The 17,646-nt window shown below is 47.2% G+C and carries 15 protein-coding genes, 1 tRNA gene, 1 other RNA gene and 1 pseudogene; 6 read left to right on the forward strand and 12 right to left on the reverse strand.

The window, feature by feature from the left end; all coding sequences use genetic code 11:
* The first annotated feature begins 101 nt into the window (after positions 1 to 101).
* Positions 102 to 539: a hypothetical protein gene (locus ACJHVI_RS03260; RefSeq protein WP_483183194.1), complete on the forward strand. Its 438-nt coding sequence runs from the start codon at positions 102 to 104 to the stop codon at positions 537 to 539.
* A gap of 46 nt (positions 540 to 585) precedes the next feature.
* Here ACJHVI_RS03260 and ACJHVI_RS03265 read toward each other — a convergent pair whose 3' ends face one another.
* Genes ACJHVI_RS03265 through ACJHVI_RS03275 form a run of 3 tightly spaced genes read right to left on the reverse strand, consistent with a single transcriptional unit; the run spans position 586 to position 3,680 of the window.
* Complete coding sequence (locus ACJHVI_RS03265) at positions 586 to 2,484, reverse strand: M48 family metalloprotease (protein ID WP_483183195.1); 1,899 nt, start codon at positions 2,482 to 2,484, stop codon at positions 586 to 588.
* A 9-nt stretch (positions 2,485 to 2,493) separates the two neighbouring features.
* Entirely contained in the window at positions 2,494 to 3,093 is a 600-nt protein-coding gene (locus ACJHVI_RS03270; RefSeq protein ID WP_483183196.1) for a LemA family protein, read from the reverse strand.
* 23 nt (positions 3,094 to 3,116) lie between these two features.
* Positions 3,117 to 3,680 carry a LemA family protein gene (locus ACJHVI_RS03275; RefSeq protein WP_483183198.1) on the reverse strand — a complete coding sequence of 188 codons (564 nt, stop codon included), beginning with the start codon at positions 3,678 to 3,680 and terminating at the stop codon, positions 3,117 to 3,119.
* A 59-nt stretch (positions 3,681 to 3,739) separates the two neighbouring features.
* On the opposite strand from ACJHVI_RS03275, the gene rnpB reads away from it, so the two are divergent.
* From rnpB to ACJHVI_RS03290, 3 genes are all read left to right on the forward strand, one after another.
* An RNA gene (gene rnpB, locus ACJHVI_RS03280) (RNase P RNA component class A) lies at positions 3,740 to 4,072 on the forward strand.
* Positions 4,073 to 4,080: 8 nt separating this feature from the next.
* Positions 4,081 to 4,156, forward strand: a tRNA-Arg gene (locus ACJHVI_RS03285).
* A gap of 775 nt (positions 4,157 to 4,931) precedes the next feature.
* Positions 4,932 to 5,411 carry a carbonic anhydrase gene (locus ACJHVI_RS03290; RefSeq protein WP_483183221.1) on the forward strand — a complete coding sequence of 160 codons (480 nt, stop codon included), beginning with the start codon at positions 4,932 to 4,934 and terminating at the stop codon, positions 5,409 to 5,411.
* Between the two features lie 118 nt (positions 5,412 to 5,529).
* On the opposite strand, the gene ACJHVI_RS03295 is transcribed toward ACJHVI_RS03290, so the two are convergent.
* The 4 genes from ACJHVI_RS03295 to ACJHVI_RS03310 are packed head-to-tail and all read right to left on the reverse strand — an operon-like array spanning position 5,530 to position 9,248.
* Positions 5,530 to 7,044: a Ppx/GppA phosphatase family protein gene (locus tag ACJHVI_RS03295; RefSeq protein WP_483183199.1), complete on the reverse strand. Its 1,515-nt coding sequence runs from the start codon at positions 7,042 to 7,044 to the stop codon at positions 5,530 to 5,532.
* A gap of 11 nt (positions 7,045 to 7,055) precedes the next feature.
* Positions 7,056 to 7,817, reverse strand: coding sequence for a phosphodiester glycosidase family protein (locus ACJHVI_RS03300; protein ID WP_483183200.1), 762 nt, complete (start codon positions 7,815 to 7,817; stop codon positions 7,056 to 7,058).
* A complete protein-coding gene (locus tag ACJHVI_RS03305) occupies positions 7,810 to 8,262 on the reverse strand; it encodes an NfeD family protein (protein ID WP_483183201.1) in 453 nt (150 codons plus the stop codon). Before ACJHVI_RS03305 ends, ACJHVI_RS03300 begins: the two co-directional genes overlap by 8 nt.
* A gap of 2 nt (positions 8,263 to 8,264) precedes the next feature.
* Entirely contained in the window at positions 8,265 to 9,248 is a 984-nt protein-coding gene (locus ACJHVI_RS03310) for an SPFH domain-containing protein (RefSeq protein WP_115219255.1), read from the reverse strand.
* A gap of 229 nt (positions 9,249 to 9,477) precedes the next feature.
* Here ACJHVI_RS03310 and ACJHVI_RS03315 point away from each other — a divergent pair, with 229 nt between their 5' ends.
* The gene (locus ACJHVI_RS03315) at positions 9,478 to 10,839 is read left to right on the forward strand and encodes a Na+/H+ antiporter family protein (RefSeq protein ID WP_483183202.1); all 1,362 of its coding nucleotides are present in this window, start codon (positions 9,478 to 9,480) and stop codon (positions 10,837 to 10,839) included.
* Positions 10,840 to 10,943: 104 nt separating this feature from the next.
* Here ACJHVI_RS03315 and metK read toward each other — a convergent pair whose 3' ends face one another.
* The 3 genes from metK to secA are packed head-to-tail and all read right to left on the reverse strand — an operon-like array spanning position 10,944 to position 15,198.
* Entirely contained in the window at positions 10,944 to 12,092 is a 1,149-nt protein-coding gene (metK, locus tag ACJHVI_RS03320) for a methionine adenosyltransferase (protein ID WP_483183203.1), read from the reverse strand.
* Entirely contained in the window at positions 12,089 to 12,499 is a 411-nt protein-coding gene (locus tag ACJHVI_RS03325) for a (deoxy)nucleoside triphosphate pyrophosphohydrolase (protein ID WP_483183204.1), read from the reverse strand. Before ACJHVI_RS03325 ends, metK begins: the two co-directional genes overlap by 4 nt.
* Positions 12,499 to 15,198, reverse strand: coding sequence for a preprotein translocase subunit SecA (gene secA, locus ACJHVI_RS03330; RefSeq protein WP_483183205.1), 2,700 nt, complete (start codon positions 15,196 to 15,198; stop codon positions 12,499 to 12,501). The genes ACJHVI_RS03325 and secA overlap by 1 nt, the downstream gene beginning before the upstream one ends.
* Positions 15,199 to 15,328: 130 nt before the next feature.
* Between secA and ACJHVI_RS03335 the strand changes: the two genes are divergently transcribed.
* Positions 15,329 to 15,787 carry a DciA family protein gene (locus ACJHVI_RS03335; RefSeq protein ID WP_483183207.1) on the forward strand — a complete coding sequence of 153 codons (459 nt, stop codon included), beginning with the start codon at positions 15,329 to 15,331 and terminating at the stop codon, positions 15,785 to 15,787.
* A gap of 173 nt (positions 15,788 to 15,960) precedes the next feature.
* Here ACJHVI_RS03335 and ACJHVI_RS03340 read toward each other — a convergent pair.
* Both ACJHVI_RS03340 and ACJHVI_RS03345 read right to left on the reverse strand, forming a co-directional pair.
* Positions 15,961 to 16,083, reverse strand: a pseudogene (locus ACJHVI_RS03340) (IS256 family transposase); the annotation flags it as partial.
* Positions 16,084 to 17,267: 1,184 nt separating this feature from the next.
* Positions 17,268 to 17,594, reverse strand: coding sequence for an HU family DNA-binding protein (locus ACJHVI_RS03345; RefSeq protein ID WP_115218536.1), 327 nt, complete (start codon positions 17,592 to 17,594; stop codon positions 17,268 to 17,270).
* Positions 17,595 to 17,646 lie beyond the last annotated feature (52 nt).

Genomic DNA, 17,646 nt, shown 5'->3' on the forward strand with positions numbered 1-17,646 from the left:
ACGGGCAATACAGCATATAATCTTTACATCAACTTAACCCATTTAAGGACTAAATATGTATTTAAGCAATACTTCATACACGCAATTATACGGAGAGTCTCATGTCGCAAAATAATTCTATTTTTTTAATAGTCATCGTATTAATTATTTTCGCAATAATTGCTATATTTTTCATCCGCAAAACCTCTGCAGCTAAAACGAACAACCCAAAAGAGCTCACGCTCCCCAATCAAAAAATAACCTTAAATAGCCAAGATATTATTTATGTCGCTTGTGATGCAGGCATGGGCAGCAGTGCGACCGGTGCAAGTATGCTGCGTAAAAAAATCCAAGAAGCGGACTTGCCTTATCAAGTAAAAAATCTCGCTATCAATGATTTGCCTGAAAATGCCAAACTTGTTATTACCCATCAAGACCTCACACCACGTGCGCAACAACGTTTGCCGCAGGCGACACATTTATCACTAAAGCATTTTCTTGATCGGAAATTTTACGAGCAACTAATTTATTCATTAAGCAATAATCAGAACTTATCTTAAATAGAATTTTAAACCTATTCTAAAATGCCGGTTTCAACCGGCATTTTTATGCGAGCAAAACTTGCAGCAATTGGCGTAAATGTACTTCCTGCAAATTTACATTTCCTTGCCGTCGCCAGTGGGCATCTAATGTTTGCCATAAGGATTGCCGATAGGTGGTGCTTAATGTGCTAACCGTACGCAAAGCCTGCAATAAGCAGCGCAAATCCTCCTGCGATGTCATCTCTAAAGCATAAAACTCCGGTATTTTTAGTGGAAAGCTTTGCTGTATCAGTTGTGCAAAACATTGCTTTTGTTCCATAAGCAATGTTTGTGCATCAGGCACTTGCATTTGCCAAGGCGTTTTTTGGCTATGATACAAACTCGCTACCGCACGCAAGAGCTCATAAATCGCCATCGCATTATCACGATAATGCTGATTTTGCCTAGGCTTACTAAGAATAAATTGCACTTGAGCGGCATAGCAAATTTCATAAAAGGTCAATTTGCCGTCATCACGCATAATATGTTGGATTTGCTGCCATAATGACAAATGTTCTTCAGCACTGCTTTGCGCCTGATATTGCTTTACAATTTGTTGAAATATCGCAAAATGCTGCATCGGCGGCAACAGATTCACTGCGGCAAGCGCTTGGCTTAATTCTGCTTTTTCTGCCTCGGGAATACGTTTGCTATATGCTAAGCTTAAGCTGTCTATACCGCTGTGATACACAAAAAATGCCAATAGCTGCTTGCGCAATTTTAAACGGCCGAGTGATTGCGGCAAAGTATGCAGTTGTGCCGCCTGTATCGTTAAAATAGGAAATACCGCATTTTGCACAAAAGCTTGCCGATTAATTTCTATGGCATTATCTGCTACACAGTGTAACTTTTTACTCCGAATCTCAAAGGCAAGCGCTTCGATTTCCTGCGGATTGACATTGCCGCCGTAGCGGACGATGCGTGTTTCCAGCGGCGGATGGGTGCGCATTTGCGTGAAATAATTGATGAATAATTGATGGGCTTGATTGCTGGGCATGGCATAGGGACGCATCTGCAAATATTGCAGGGCAAGCGCTTTTTTAAATGCCATGACTAAGGCGGTAGGGTTGCGTGTGTATTGTACCGCCCGCGCATCTGCCATCCATTCGCGCTCGCGGCTAAATGCCGCCTGAATACGTTCTCCGAGCATGGCGAGGATTAAGCCTGTGGTTCCCAGTAAGCGGCGAATCGCATCTAGCGGTGTGTCGCCGCCGTCTTCGCGCCGCAGCAGTCCGCTGAAAATGTGTTCGCGTGCTACCGATACGATGGGCGCGCCGTGCCGCCATTCGCTAATTGCATAATAGCCTTTGAGCACGGCGGATAATTTGGCATAAATGAAGACATCTTCATTTTTGATATGACCGAATTCATGCGCAATAATCGCTTGCTGTTCATCGCGTTCCAGATAATTCAGCAGACCGTTGCTGACCACTAATGCCACGCTTTGCCCTTTGCCGCCCAAAACGAAAGCATTGATGCTCTCATCATGCGGCAGATAAAACACCGGCGGCGGACGCATGCCGCCGGCGACCGCCATTTCATCAACGATATTTGCCAGCATTGCAAAGCGCGGAATGTGTTTGTTTTCATCAATCGGCTTGGCGTACATTTCTTTTGCCAATTCTGTGGCAGTTTTTCTTTGCAGCAGGGCGAGCGCGGCAAAATATTCGCCGATGACCACCGCTATGCAGGAAACGGCGATAATGCCGCCGCAATAAAGACTGTAGCGGTGCAAATGCCATTCCTGATCGAGCAGTTCCGCATGTAAAAAGATGAAGCGGAATAATTCGATAAAGCCTGCGCCCAACGCAAAATAAATGCCGGCGCTGAGCAATACGCCGAGCCAAAAGACCGCCGAAAGACGGCGGCTGGCCTGCTGGGCGGCTTGATGATGTAAGCGGAATAAAGAGCTTCGCGCTGCCATGACGGACTTTTAGCTGAAATCGACCTTGACTGCTTCGCGCACTTTCGCATCGGCGACTTCCAACCACGGCGAGGGCAGGAAAGAAAAGGCTCTGCCAATCAGATGATTCGGGAAGACTTGCAGATAATTGTTATATTCCGTGACGTAGGAATTGTACAAATTGCGCTCACGCGCCACTTCGGTTTCGATATTGCTAAGTTCGCGCTGCAAATTCAGCATTTGCGTATCCGCTTTCAAATCGGGATAAGCCTCGAAAGCCACCTGTAAATTGCCTAAAGCATGGGTTAACTGATTATCCGCCAGCGAAAGCGCGCCTATATTTGCCGCATTGCCGCCGCTTTGCTGAATCTGCTTCAGCGCACTGGCTGCCGTATTGCGCGCTTGCGTTACCTGCACCAAAGTCGCCTGCTCGTGCTGCAAATATTTCTTTGCCACCTCGACCAAATTGCGGATAAGGTCGTAGCGCTTGTTCAGCACCACATCAATATCGGAAAACTGATTGGCTACCGCATTGCGCGAACGCACCAATTGGTTATACACCATAACCACGAATACCGGCACGCCGATTAACACCGCCAGCAAAAATACGGAAATGACAAACCACGTCATAACTATCTCCTTGAAGACATCATCTAAGAAACCAATTCCTTGATTGGCACAGGGGGCAAGAGCAATTGCTCCTGCGATTGAAAAGCAAAACAACGCGCCAGCAAGCAATCGGGGAAGACTTGCAAAGCATCATTATAATCATTAACGGCATCATTCAAATACTGGCGCGCAAATGCCACGCGATTCTCCGTGCTACGCAATTCCTCTTGCAAACGCAGCATCTGTTCGTCGGCTTTAAGCGCGGGATAGGCCTCGGCGCGTAGGAAAAAGTGCCCTAAAGCCGCCGCCATTTGCTGGCCCTGCGTTGCCGCCAAAGGTTCTCGGAGGGCTGCCGCACGCGCTTGACTGACCGCTTCCAGCACCGCTTGCTCATGCTGCATATAACGCTGCGCTACTTTGAGCAGATTAGGGATTAATTCATAGCGTCTGCTTAATTGCACCTCAATTTGGGCGCGGGCATTAGCAATCTCATTGCGCTTTTTGACTAAGCGGTTGAACACCCATACCGCCCATAATAAGAATGCCGCCAATACTGCCAAAGCAATGCCCATCGCTAATCCCTTATCTGTATGAAATATCTCAATCATAGCAAAATGCTAGTCAATTAACAGCAGACAAAATAAAAAAATTCCCCTATAATCCGCACCGAGTTCGCTAGACAATCACCGGCATCAGCCGGAGGAAAGTCCGGGCTCCATAGGGCAGAATGCTGGGTAACGCCCAGGCAGTGCGAACTGACGGAAAGTGCCACAGAAAATATACCGCCTCGATGAGGTAAGGGTGAAATGGTGCGGTAAGAGCGCACCGCGCTTTTGGCAACAAAAGTGGCAGGGCAAACCCCATTCGGAGCAAGATCAAATAGGAAACCTTTGCGGCTGCCCGTCGCGGTTTCGGGTAGATCGCTACAGGCGGTGAGTAATCAGCGTCGCAGAGGAATGATTGTCCACGACAGAACCCGGCTTATCGGCGAGCTCTTTTTCTTTCAATGCCCTTGTAGCTTAATGGATAAAGCAGTCCCCTCCTAAGGGAAAGAGTGCCAGTTCGACTCTGGCCTCGGGCGCCAATTTATCCGACGACTGACATGCGCTCTTTTTTGCTATCCGTAACATGTCAAAAACAAAACGACAATCTTTCCGCTAATTAAACGACTCGAAGCACAGGTTTCATCTGTCTGCATCAAAAGCGCTACGGTATTGGCGCCACTTACCACACTGTTTGCAATTGCTTGCCCGGATTGCTTTTTACTTCTCAACCTAGGGAATATTTTCATAAGTAATTTAATTTATTGTCAAATTTTAACTTCAAACTCTCTCATCATAATCAGCTGTATTAACAAATACTAAAGCAGTAACAAATTTTCATATTGAAACTTGTAAATTAAAAGAAGGGTGAAAGAACTTTACTTTATCCTTATTTATTATAAAGTAGCCACGCTCATGGAGCGATTTACTAATTCATTCAGGAAGGAAAACAATGAAAAAACTATCCTTAGCGCTTTTACAAAGCCTATTATAGTCGAAGAATTGAAAAAGTATTACGGCGTTGACTCGCCTTGCCGTACTATCTGTACTGTCTGCGGCTCGCCGCCTTGTACTACTTTTTCACTTCTCCGACTATAGTGACCGGCCCTAGTTTTGCTGCTGATGAAGGCACCCATTAGGACTATACAGGACACGAATCTCCCGAAAAATGGGGCGAACTTTCTCCAAATTATGCCCTATGCTCAAGCGATAAAACCAATCACCCATCGATGTGGTCGATACTATCAGCGGCGAACCGCCGGCTTTAAATTTGGATTACAAGGCGGCAAAAGCAGAAATCGTGAATAATGGTATACCATTCAAGTAAATTTCAAAGATGATGCCAACAAGCTCTCGCTAAATGAAAATACTTTCACGCTTAAACAATTCCATTTCCATACGCCAAGCGAAAACCGCATTCAAGGCAAATCTTTCCCTTTAGAAGTGCATTTCGTACATGCAGACAGCAATAACAATCTTGCCGTATTAGGTTTGCTATATGAAGTTGGCGCGGAAAACGCACAACTCTCTCCCGTTTGGGCGGCTATGCCTAAAGAAGCCGGTGAACCGATTGCTTTAAAAGCGCAAATCAACCCTGCCGAAATGTTGCCTGAAGCTTTAGATTACTACCGTTTCAACGGTTCTCTAACAACACCTCCTTGCAGCGAAGGCGTTAACTGGTTATTGTTGAAAAACACTGTTAGTGCTAGCGAAGCGCAAGTAAAAGCTATTGAAGCGATTATGGGCAATAACAGCCGTCCGCTGCAAGCAGTAAATGCGCGTGTTATTTTAGAATAATAGATAAGCTAATGCTTAGTACTCTGCAAATATTTCTATATTTACAGACAAAATAAAGGCAGATTATTCTGCCTTTATTTTTTACTAAATTAAGATTTAATGCCCTTGGGTTTAAAATTCATTTTTTTATTTCTGGAAAATTAACCTGCAAAGAAAAAGGCGCATCATCCCAATATTTTAATTCTTCTTGCAAATCCGCCACACTTAAAGGATGTTTTTGCAAATATTGCTCTGAAAAACTCAAACTCAATATTTTATCTTTCAATTTAACTGTTGGCCAATCCGATTCTGCCAAAGGCACACGCGAGCGGTATAGCAGCACGGCTAAGCGCAATGCCAATAAATATTGCCAAATAAATTCTTGATAAGCGGGATTTAGTTCGCGAATTAATTTAGCAGGCAATTTCTTACGCTGTCCGCGTAGCAGAATCGCCATCATTTTTTGCATGACTTGAGAAAAGCCCGGCATATCCGCATGCTCCATGAGATAAGCGCCGTGTTGATGCTGTTTGCCGCGCGCAACCGCCAAGCCGATTTCGTGCAATTGGGCGGCAAAGCCTAATAGCGGTGCAAATCGCAGCGGAGCTTCTTGCGCCATGGCGGCGTTAATATGCTGTGCCATTTTTGCCACGCGTTCCGCTTGTAGCGTATCAACCGTAAAACGATGCTGCATGGCGGCAATGGTAAGCTCTCGTTCATCATGACTGCCGTCTTCATCACGTCCCATTAAGTCTAGCAAGACGCCTTCGCGCAGAGCCGCTTGGCTGACAAAAGCCGATTCAATGTGCAAGATGTCGCAGAGCCCTGCCAAAATACACACGCCACCGGTAAAACCGAAAGCACGCGCAGGATCGATTTCCAAACGTTCCGCCAATTTATCCGCGTGCCCGATTTCCAGTAGCACTTCTAATAAGCGATGCAAACCTTGCCGCGTAATTCCCTGATTGCTGATACCCAATTTTTGCAGAACTTTTTCCGTGCTTTTAGCCGTGCCCGAGCTCATGACTGCGCGCTGATATTCATGCATACTTAATTCTTTTACATGCGGTTCAATTGTCACAGCGACATGCGACAAGGCTTTTTTAATACCTGTTTTGGTAATTTTGCCACGCGGGAAAAATTTATTTGCCATATTGGCACAGCCGATTTTCATCGAACGCAAGACTTTCGGCGTTTCGCCTTCACCGATAATAACTTCCGTCGAACCGCCACCTACATCAATGACCAAGGTGACGTCTTTAAAGAAGTTATGCTCGCTGATGCCAAGATAAATCAATCGCGCTTCTTCATTGCCGCTGATGATTTCAATATCCGCGCCAAGAGCTTTTTCTGCTTTACGCAGAAATTCTTCGCCGTTTTTTGCCACGCGCATGGTATTGGTTCCCACCGCACGCACTTGATCACGCGGAATATGTTCAATACGCTGACGCATTTCCCCTAAGGCGGTCAAAGCGCGTTTGATGGAAGCGTCATCAAGCATATTGTCTTTGCCCAAACCTTCCCCCAATCGCACCATATGCTTGATTTTGTCTACTTCTTGAATGCCGCTGGCGGTCACTTGCACCACAATAAGATGAAAACTGTTCGAGCCTAAATCTAAGGCGGCATAATAAGAAGATTGTTTGTGCATCATCAGTCCTAAGCTTATTCAACGATGGCAATCATACCCACAAACGGTCGCCAATGAAACCAATTACTCTGTCTGATTGCATAATAATGCGAAATGCTGCCGTCTAAATACAGGGCTTGCCGACAACCGAAAGACAGCATCGCCTCGCTCATGCGATAAAAACTCGGCCATTCGCTATCCTGCCGCACAGCAGTGCTGATAATAAAATACAGCTCTCCCGCTTCATTGATACAGGCGGCATTGCGTTTGTAAGGAGAAGACAAATCTTTAATAAAACGCGAGTTGATTGTTCCGTCGATAATCATCATCGGTCCTGATTGAAAGGCATAAGCGGCTTTTTTCGGCTGTTTCTGCCATTGCTCGATCGGCATTATGCCTGCGGATTGTCCGCCAAACCACAGTACACCGTTCGGCTGAATATGAAAATTGCCTTTGCCGCTGCTGCGGTTTAAAGCGCGCAAAGTTTTGCCTTCTTCAATCCACAGTCCGGCAGGCTGATAGTCCTGCGTATAAATACCGGCATTCATCAGCATTAAAACATTTTCGCCCTTAGCGCTCAGTGCAGCCGCTGCGGCGCGCAATTTGCTGTAATTTTTTCCCGCTTCATCGCGCCACAGCAGACGCATTTGCGCAGGATTAGCAGTAAAAATACGGTATTCCACGCCTTTAAATTCCACCGTCGCAAATAATAAGCCGCGCTCATTGCTAAATTGCAAGGGCGCGGCAATCGCTTTGCTGAACAAACAGAATAAAAAGACGAATGTTAGCTTAGCCAACTTTCACCACATCTAAGACCAAACTATCGACATTCACCACCAACACTGTCGTTCCGGCCGGCATATCTTCACCGCGAATCGTCCACATGCCGTCATCAATCTTAACCCGTCCGCTACCATGCACAATCGGCATTTCTAAAACCAAATGCCGTCCAATCAAATTGCGACTGCGATTATTTAATTTAGCCGCCTCGTCATTATGATTTTTAGGCTGCCAAGCTTTAGTGATAAACCACCATGCCGTAATGCTGATCATCGATAAGAGCGAAAAAGCCAAAGCTTGGCTTTGAATGCCCAATTCGGGCATCAGCCAAGTAAGCAAAGTTAGCGTTAATGCCGCCATTGCCCAGAAAATAAAGAAGAAGGATGTCGTAAAAGCCTCAATTGCCAAAAACAAGCAAGCCAAAATCAGCCAATTCCAAAAAATTGGTTCGATGTAATACATGGCTATTCCTCTGTAGGCTTATTCGATTGGGAAGGATTTACGGCGCTGAAACTGCTGTCACTCACATTTTGGCGCAACATTTCCGCCATACCGCCCAAAGCCCCTAAAATGCCATTAGATTCCATTGGCAGGAAAAAGGTTTTTTGCTGATTACTTTCGGCAAATTTAGCCAAAGCCTCGACATATTTTTGTGCAACGAAATAATTGGTCGCATGAATATTGCCTTCGGAAATCGCACGCGATAAGGTCGCCGTTGCGCGTGCTTCCGCAATCGCCAAACGCTCGCGCGCTTCCGCATCTAAAAATGCCGCTTCTTTGCGTCCTTCCGCTTCTAAGACCTGCGATTGCTTTTCCCCTTCGGCACGCAAAATTTCAGACTGACGCTGTCCTTCCGCTTCTAAAATCTGCGCACGTTTAATTTGTTCGGCTTTTTTCTGCCGCGCCATTGCCGCAACCAAATCCGCCGGCGGCGTAATATCTTTAATTTCCACTCGTGTGACTTTTACCCCCCAAGGGTTAGTCGCCAAATCAATAGTTTGTAATAAGCGCTGATTGATTTCATCGCGCTGTGCCAGTAAATCGTCCAAAGCCATAGATCCCATAACGGTACGTAGATTCGTCATTGCCAAATTCATAATCGAATATTCCAAATCATCCACCGCATATGCCGCCTTCGCCGCATTCACCACTTGGAAAAACACAACGCCGTCAACCGAGACCATGGCATTGTCTTTGGTAATGACTTCCTGACGCGGCACGTCCAACATCCGCTCTTTCATATTCACGCGATGCCCGACGCTTTGCCAAAAAGGAATCAATAAATTAAAACCGGGCTCTAAGGTTTTCTGATAACGCCCCAAACGCAGCAATGTATATTCCATACCCTGCGGCACAATTTGAATGGCTTTTTTGGCAATCCAAAAGACTACTACAATCAGCACAATAGAAAAAACCATTGAGCCGTCGAATATTTTTTCAGGATTCATCCTTTTCTCCAATACATTAATTTTTGCGCATAATACAGAAATCCTTTCTTAAGTTAAAGCTTTAAATCAAAAGCGCCTAAAAACCGAGTAGCTGTTTTCATCCTCTTTTAAACCGCTCTCGATGTATCCGTTTTATTTGCATAGGAATGAGTCATATCCGAATTGGCGACAGCTTTTTTTTCCGCACTTTTTTACCTAAAATGAGCGATTTTTCATTAAGGAGAAATTTATGAATGCAGTCGTTTTAGCCGTCGTGCTGATGATGATATTGGCATTGCTGCGTATCAATGTCGTGCTCAGCTTGGCTATTGCCGCCTTTATCGGCGGTTTGTATGCAGGACTGCCTTTAAGTACGGTGACAGACAGCGCCGGCAATACACAATTAGGCGTGATGGAGCATTTTCAAAACGGCTTGGCGGGCGGCGCGCAAATCGCCCTGTCTTATGCCATGCTGGGCGCCTTTGCCATGGCAATCATGCACTCGGGTCTGCCGCAACAATTAGCCCATCTTGTCATTCGCAAAATGGAGCAGGAACGCGGCAGCCGCTCGACATTAAATCTGAAATGGCTGCTGATGGCAGGTCTATTGGCGATGTCGGTCATGAGCCAAAACCTTATCCCTATCCATATCGCCTTCATTCCCATGCTCGTACCGCCATTGATGATGGTATTTAATCAGTTGCAGATTGACCGCCGCCTGCTTGCCTGCGTGATGACTTTCGGCTTGGTTACTACTTATATGTTCCTGCCTTACGGCTTCGGCGAGATTTTCCTCAAGCAGATTCTGCTCGGCAATGCCGCCAAATTCGGTTTAGATACACAGGGATTGAATGTTGTCACGGCAATGGCGATTCCGGCTTTGGGTATGTTTGCAGGATTGCTAATTGCCGCCTTTTTCAGCTATCGCAAAGCGCGCCACTATCAAAGCCGCGAAGTACAGCAACAACAGCACAGCACAGCCATCGCGCCCAGCACCTACCGCAGCGCCGTTGCGATTGCCGCGATTATCGTCGCTTTTGCCATTCAATTATTCGTTGATAATGCCTTATTACTGAGCGCCATGTTAGGTTTTGCCGTCTTGATGTTGGCAGGCGTAGTCAAGCGCCGAGATGCCGACAGCGTGTTCGACAGCGGCATCCGCATGATGGCGATGATCGGCTTCATCATGATTGCCGCCAAAGGCTTTGCCGAAGTCATGAATGCCACAGGACAAATCGATTCTCTAGTGAGTGGAGCGATGGAGCTATTCGGCAATAACCGTGCCTTAGCCGCTGCCGCCATGTTATTAGTCGGCTTATTAGTGACCATGGGTATCGGCAGCTCTTTCTCCACTCTGCCAATTTTGGCGGCAATTTATGTGCCGCTGTGCATGGAAATGGGCTTTTCCGCTTTGGCTACCATTGCCATTATCGGCACCGCCGGTGCCTTGGGTGATGCCGGTTCGCCCGCCTCGGATTCTACTTTGGGACCGACGGTCGGCTTAAACGGCGACGGACAGCACAACCATATCCGCGATACCGTAATCCCGACCTTTTTGCATTTCAACATCCCGCTTTTCATTGCCGGCTGGATAGCGGCACTCATCCTATAAATCAAAAAATATCCCCTAAATTCAAAGGGATATTTTTACTAAAGTCGGATAATTGAAAAAGCACCACAAGCTAAGCTTCGCTACTCTGACCATACGCTAACACCTTATGCCGAACGCAAAGCCTCTGCACGGTCGGTTTTTTCCCAAGTGAAATCAAGCAATTCACGTCCAAAATGCCCGTAACTGGCGGTTTGGCGGTAAATCGGACGCACCAAATCCAGCATTTTGATAATGCCGTAAGGCGTGAGGTCAAACACAGTGCGTACGCGTTTTTCAATTTCCCCATCGGCAATCTTGCCTGTGCCGAAGGTATTGACCATAATCGAAGTCGGCTCTGCCACGCCGATAGCATAAGAGACCTGCACTTCGCAACGCTCCGCCAAGCCCGCCGCCACAATATTTTTTGCCACATAGCGACCGGCATAAGCCGCGCTTCTATCCACTTTGCTCGGATCTTTGCCCGAAAAAGCGCCGCCGCCATGATGCGCCGCGCCGCCGTAGGTATCGACAATAATCTTGCGCCCTGTCAAACCGCAGTCGCCGACCGGTCCGCCGATGATAAATTGCCCTGTCGGATTGATATGATATTTGGTGTCTTTGCTCAACCATTGTGCCGGCAAAACTTTTTCAATAATCAGTTCGCGTACTGATTCCTGCAAATCTTTCTGCTTAATATCAGGGTCATGCTGGGTAGAAAGCACCACCGCATCAATGCCGGTAATCAAGCCGTTTTCATAACGGAAAGTGATTTGGCTTTTCGCATCGGGACGCAGCCACGGCAGGACTTTATCCTTACGCAATTGCGCCTGCCGCTCCACTAAGCGGTGCGCATAGGTAATCGGCGCCGGCATCAGGGTTTCGGTTTCATTACAGGCATAGCCGAACATCAGACCTTGGTCGCCTGCGCCCTGCTTGCGTTTTTCCTCTCTATCCACGCCTTGCGCAATATCGGAAGACTGCTTGCCAATCGCATTTAAGACGGCACAAGTCGCCCCGTCAAAGCCCACATCCGAGCTGTTATAGCCAATCTCGACAATGGTATTGCGCACAATATCTTCCAAATCCACCCATGCGCTGGTACTCACTTCTCCGGCAACCACGACCATGCCGGTTTTGATTAAGGTTTCGCAGGCAACGCGTGCATGTTTGTCTTTGGCTAAAATCGCATCTAAAACCGCATCGGAAATTTGGTCGGCGATTTTATCGGGATGCCCTTCTGAAACCGATTCAGAAGTAAATAAAAAGCGGCTCATTTTTGCTCCTTTTCTTGATATTCCTGCTGCAATAATCGCAGCACCTGCGTATTAGGCTCCGGAAAGCGATAACGGCTCAGTTCGGCAAGCGCCACCCATTGCCAACGTTGGTTTTCCAAACCTTGCGGATCGTAATCCCGTTCGCTTTCGGCAATAAAAAACGATAAGGCGACTTCTTCGCCGCGACTGTCTTGGTAAAACAAACGCCAGTCTTCCTGCTGCGTATCGATCCCCAATTCTTCCTGCAATTCGCGTTGCAAGGCAGCAATCGCGCTTTCACCCGCCTCGATTTTGCCGCCGGGAAATTCCCAGTAGCCGGCATAAATCTTACCCTGCGGACGCTCGGCAATCAGCACTTGCCGGGCGCGATTGACGAGAATGCCCGCCGCAACCGCCTGCTTGACCATCAGGCTAATTTGCCGTGACAGTTTTTAAAGCGTTCACCGCTGCCGCAAGGGCAAGGTTCATTGCGTCCGACACCGGCGATGGCATCAGCAGGCAATTCGCCTTCTCCGCCTTGAAATTGTGCCTTTTCCATATCCGCTGCCTGCGCCTGCTGCGCCGCTTCTTCACGTGCCGCCAATTCTTCCGCGCTGATTTCCTGTGCCTCCGGCGGGCGTTGGAAAGCGATTTGCGCCATCAGGCGTACAATTTGGAATTGAATCGTATCCAGCAATTCGCTAAACATTTCAAAAGATTCGCGCTTATACTCCTGCTTAGGATCTTTTTGCGCGCGCGAACGCATCCAAATCGCCTGACGCAGCATATCCATCGTACTCAAATGCGATTTCCATTGTTCGTCAATCACTTGTAGAGCGACAAATTTTTCGCCCCAATTCATTACTTCATCGCCGTATTGCTCGCGTTTGCTTTTATCCACCGCCTGCAAAATCTCAAACAGACGCTGCTCGATTTCCTGCGCAGACAAATTCGGCTCTTCTTGCAGCCACACGCCGTCAATATCCACTTTAATGCCGAAATCGCCCAATAAAGCGGCTTCTAAACCGCGCAAATCCCAGCTTTGGCGCACCGCATCTTCGGGCAGATAATCATGAATCAGGCGCGCAATCACATTGGCGCGCATCTCATTGACCATCTCGGAAATCACCGGCTCATCCATAATCCGGCTGCGTTGGGTATAAATCACTTTGCGCTGCTCATTGGCAACGTCATCATATTCCAGCAAACTCTTACGCGCATCAAAATTATGCGCTTCCACCTTTCTTTGCGCCCCTTCAATCTGCTTGGTCACGATTTTAGACTCAATCGCCTCATCTTCCGACATGCCGAAACGCTGCATCATATTGCGCATTTTGTCGCCGGCAAAAATCCGCACCAGATTGTCGTCCAATGCCACATAGAAACGGCTGGAACCGGGATCGCCCTGTCGTCCCGAACGTCCGCGCAGCTGATTGTCGATGCGGCGCGATTCATGGCGCTCCGCGCCGATCACATGCAAACCGCCGGCGGCAATCACAGCATCATGACGCTGCTGCCAATCTTCGCGCACTTGTTGCTGCGCTGCTTCGCCCGCACCCTCGCCCAAAGCCGCCAAGGCGGCACGCAAACTGCCGCCTAGCACAATATCCGTGCCGCGTCCCGCCATATTGGTAGCAATCGTTACCTGCCCCGGCAAGCCCGCATTGGCAATAATCTCCGCCTCGCGCTGATGCTGCTTGGCATTCAATACTTCGTGCTTAATCCCCGCCTGCGTCAGCAGATTGGATAATAATTCGGAAGTTTCGATAGACGCCGTACCCAATAACACAGGCTGTCCCTTCTCTTGGCTTGCCTTGACTTCCTCGACAATCGCCTGATATTTGCCTTCCTGTTTCAGATAAATCAAATCTGTGTAATCTATCCGCGCAATCGGACGGTTGGTAGGAATGACCACTGTCTCCAAAGCATAAATATCTTGGAATTCAAAAGCTTCCGTATCCGCCGTACCGGTCATGCCTGCTAATTTGTCATACAGGCGAAAAAAGTTTTGGTAGGTGATAGACGCCAAAGTTTGACTTTCTTTTTTAACCGGCACGCCCTCTTTGATTTCAATCGCCTGATGCAGACCATCCGACCAGCGGCGACCGTCCATCGTCCGCCCCGTAAACTCGTCCACAATCACTACTTCGCCGTTGCGCACAATATAATCCACATCCTTATGGAATAAATGATGCGCGCGCAAACAGGCAGTCAAATGATGGAAGACGCCGATATTTTTCGGGTCGTACAAACTCTCGCCTTCGGCAATCAAACCTTCCTTGCGCAGCATCTCTTCCACATGCTCGTGACCGCTTTCCGTTAAGCCGACCTGCTTGCTCTTCTCGTCAATCGAGAAATCGCCTTCGCCGTCTTCTTCCACCTGCGCGCTTAAGGCAGGCACCAAAGCATTCAGACGCACATACAAATCCGTATTCATATTGGCTTCGCCGGAAATAATCAGCGGCGTGCGCGCCTCGTCAATCAGAATCGAATCGACCTCGTCCACAATCGCGTAATTCAGCTCTCTTTGCAGGCGATCTTCAGGCATAATCGCCATATTGCTGCGCAAATAATCAAAGCCGAATTCATTATTCGTGCCATAAGTAATGTCCGCCCGATAAGCGGCTTTTTTCGCTTCGACCGACATGCCGGAGACAATAATGCCGCAGGAAAGCCCCAAGAAATTGTACAACTGCCCCAATTCCTCGCCGTCGCGACGCGCCAAATAATCATTCACGGTAACCACATGCACGCCGTGCCCGCTCAAGGCATTCAAATAAACCGCCAAAGTCGCAACCAAGGTTTTGCCCTCGCCCGTGCGCATCTCCGCAATCTTACCCATATGCAAGACCATGCCGCCAATCAACTGCACATCATAATGGCGCATACCCAAAACGCGTCGCGAAGCCTCGCGTACCACCGCAAAAGCCTCAACCAACAATTGATCCAAGGTTTCGCCGGCTGCCAGACGGCTTTTAAACTCCTGCGTTTTACCGCCTAAAGCTTCATCATCAAGCGCCTGCATTTGCGCTTCAAGCGCATTGATATCCCTTACGTTTTTTGACAATTGCTTAATAATGCGCTCATTTCTCGAGCCGAAAATTTTTCTCATCAGTATGCCTAGCATAGCCGTATATCCTATTCTAAAATAATCCCAAAGCGGGCAAACAACCGCGCATCATAGCGCAAAATTGCCTGCCTAGCACCCGCATTAGCCCTAAATCGCGGCAAAATATCTTTTTTCAAGAGGGAAACCGATGTCATCCAAAGAAACACCGCAATATGAAGCGGATAAGCGCCGCTTTCTGCCGCTGAAAAACAGCAATTCCCTGATTAAACAACTGCTCAGCCAGCAAATGGGCAGGCAGCACTATCATTTGCACGAAAAATACCAAGGATTGCTGCTTAAAGTCCTGCCGCCCGCTTGGCGGCATCAAGTCTATTTTGAAAAAATTGAAAAAGGCGAATGGCATTTGCTCGTCGCCAATAGCGAAGCCGCCTTTAAATTGCGCTTTCTGCATAATGAAATCAGCCAAGCGCTGAATCAATATCTCAGCAAACCGGTGCACCTGCGCATTCATGTGCAGCCCAATCTGTGGCAAATCATTCCACAGACGCGCCGCCCGATTGCCGTGAAAAGCGCCAGAGCCTATACAGAGGCGGAAGCCGAGCAAAGCATTAGACACTTCCTTGCCGCTGCCGCAAAAAAACGCTGAAGATAAGCCAAATATTGGCACATCAGAAGATATTCGACGGAATAAAAAACAAAAAAAATTAATGGCAACAGTATTGCCTAGCCGCTTCATTAAATTTTTTTAGCAGATAAGAGATAAAATAAAGCAGACAATTTGTTACCCTCGAGGGCGTTCAGAAATCTGTGTCAGTTTAATCAAAGGCTCATCACCTTATCTAAGCGCCCGGGGAAATGGATAGACAACTGCATCATAGTTTGTCCCCAATTGTTGATAGGTCTTGTCCATTTCTCACCGGCATTTAACATAGCCACATACAGTCAAGACAGAAAGAAATATTCAACAGACAGCAAAATCCAATACATCTACTCAACAAACAGAATCTGTGGCTGATCTTTGTCCTCGAGAGACAGGAAAGAAGTTATTTTAGAAAACTCAGGAATATATCGCAAGGTGTAAGTATGGATGCTTACCGCCTTTGAATTGTATGAAGATGCGAGCGGAAAGGGGGATGACAATGCCGCTCCTACTGATACCAACCCTACACTCTCCCGTGTTGATACAGGTGCTTCATACTTGGCATCTGATTCAAGACAGGCAGCTGAAAACCACCTTGTCCGATACGCAAGCTCACTCACGAAGAGGCAGGGGCTTGGGGGCAGAATACGTGGATAAATTAGCGGATATTCAGAGAGAAATCAATGATGCTAAGCATGATGACTGGCGGTCTTCGCACAAAGAACCCTGTGCCAGAAATGATGGAAGAAAACATCATAAATGATGCAACCTCACATCGGCTCCACAAGGTTGTGCAGATAGTCTAAGTCAAGCAGTTAATAATTTCAATAACGGAACTGTCTTAACAGAGGGGGATTTCCAAAGCAATATTGAAGTGGAAAATGAAAATAGCGGCTTGTCTATTCAACAAGTCGCCACAGATGGCGCTATGCCGGAAATGACAGAGGTTGATACTGAGAACAGTAACAGCGCCCCACGTCGGCTTCATAGCACCAATGTGCAGAGTCTAATCCAAGTCATTGAAGATAAGGCTGTGGCATTGCGTCGCGATATTCCAAGGCACTGACTAACAGAATAGTTTTGCTAGCCTAGAGCCAAGATAAACCAGATAAAATCATTTATTTCAGACAAGAAAAAAACCGAGAATCCTCTCAACAATCCCAACCTATTGGAAGAATAGACTTCCTCTTGGGTGTAGGGGCGCTGCAATATTTAATTGACAACAGGAGTAAAAGCTCATTCTCGACAAGTCAAATGCTACTAAATAGTGAAAATATTGTCAAATTTGGGGCAAAGAGACGTGTTAGGTGCTAAAAAGGAAGTGTTCAAAAAACTGTGTCAATCCCATAAACTATTCAGAAAATTAGGAGTGGTATTATGCAATATTCTGATTTTAATTAATATTTAAGCAATTTAAGTAGTCAAACTCATCACAGGTTTCAGATGTAAATAAAAAGGCGACTTAAGTCGCCTTTTGCAAAGAAGCTTATTTTTTAGCTTTTTTAGGAGCCGCTTCTTTTTTAGCCGGTTTCTCATTTTTTTGATTGACCGCATCTTTTAATTTTTTACCTGCTTTGAAAGCGGGCGTGGTGCTAGCGGCAATTTCTAATGCCTTGCCGGTTTGCGGGTTGCGACCGGTGCGCGCGGCACGTTCGCGAGTCTCAAATGTGCCGAAGCCGATGAGGGTTACTTTATCGCCTTTAACCAAGGCTTCAGTGATGCTGTCGCAGAAAGCATCAATGGCTTTGCTCGCTTCCGCTTTGGTGATGTCAGCCGCGGCTGCAATGGCATCAACTAATTCCGTCTTGTTCATATTCCATGTACCTTTATGAGGGTTGATTAAGATGTGGTGCAAGCACCAGCGG

It is taken from the genome of Suttonella sp. (assembly GCF_056855035.1).

Excerpts from the sequence above, each read along its gene's own strand:
- ACJHVI_RS03260 (WP_483183194.1), top strand. The coding sequence starts at position 102 with ATGTCGCAAAATAATTCTATTTTTTTAATAGTCATCGTATTAATTATT.
- metK (WP_483183203.1), bottom strand. The coding sequence starts at position 12,092 with ATGAGCCGCTTTTTATTTACTTCTGAATCGGTTTCAGAAGGGCATCCC.
- ACJHVI_RS03315 (WP_483183202.1), top strand. The coding sequence starts at position 9,478 with ATGAATGCAGTCGTTTTAGCCGTCGTGCTGATGATGATATTGGCATTG.
- secA (WP_483183205.1), bottom strand. The coding sequence starts at position 15,198 with ATGCTAGGCATACTGATGAGAAAAATTTTCGGCTCGAGAAATGAGCGC.
- ACJHVI_RS03310 (WP_115219255.1), bottom strand. The coding sequence starts at position 9,248 with ATGAATCCTGAAAAAATATTCGACGGCTCAATGGTTTTTTCTATTGTG.
- ACJHVI_RS03305 (WP_483183201.1), bottom strand. The coding sequence starts at position 8,262 with ATGTATTACATCGAACCAATTTTTTGGAATTGGCTGATTTTGGCTTGC.
- ACJHVI_RS03325 (WP_483183204.1), bottom strand. The coding sequence starts at position 12,499 with ATGGTCAAGCAGGCGGTTGCGGCGGGCATTCTCGTCAATCGCGCCCGG.
- ACJHVI_RS03335 (WP_483183207.1), top strand. The coding sequence starts at position 15,329 with ATGTCATCCAAAGAAACACCGCAATATGAAGCGGATAAGCGCCGCTTT.
- ACJHVI_RS03345 (WP_115218536.1), bottom strand. The coding sequence starts at position 17,594 with ATGAACAAGACGGAATTAGTTGATGCCATTGCAGCCGCGGCTGACATC.
- ACJHVI_RS03265 (WP_483183195.1), bottom strand. The coding sequence starts at position 2,484 with ATGGCAGCGCGAAGCTCTTTATTCCGCTTACATCATCAAGCCGCCCAG.
- ACJHVI_RS03295 (WP_483183199.1), bottom strand. The coding sequence starts at position 7,044 with ATGATGCACAAACAATCTTCTTATTATGCCGCCTTAGATTTAGGCTCG.
- ACJHVI_RS03275 (WP_483183198.1), bottom strand. The coding sequence starts at position 3,680 with ATGATTGAGATATTTCATACAGATAAGGGATTAGCGATGGGCATTGCT.
- ACJHVI_RS03270 (WP_483183196.1), bottom strand. The coding sequence starts at position 3,093 with ATGACGTGGTTTGTCATTTCCGTATTTTTGCTGGCGGTGTTAATCGGC.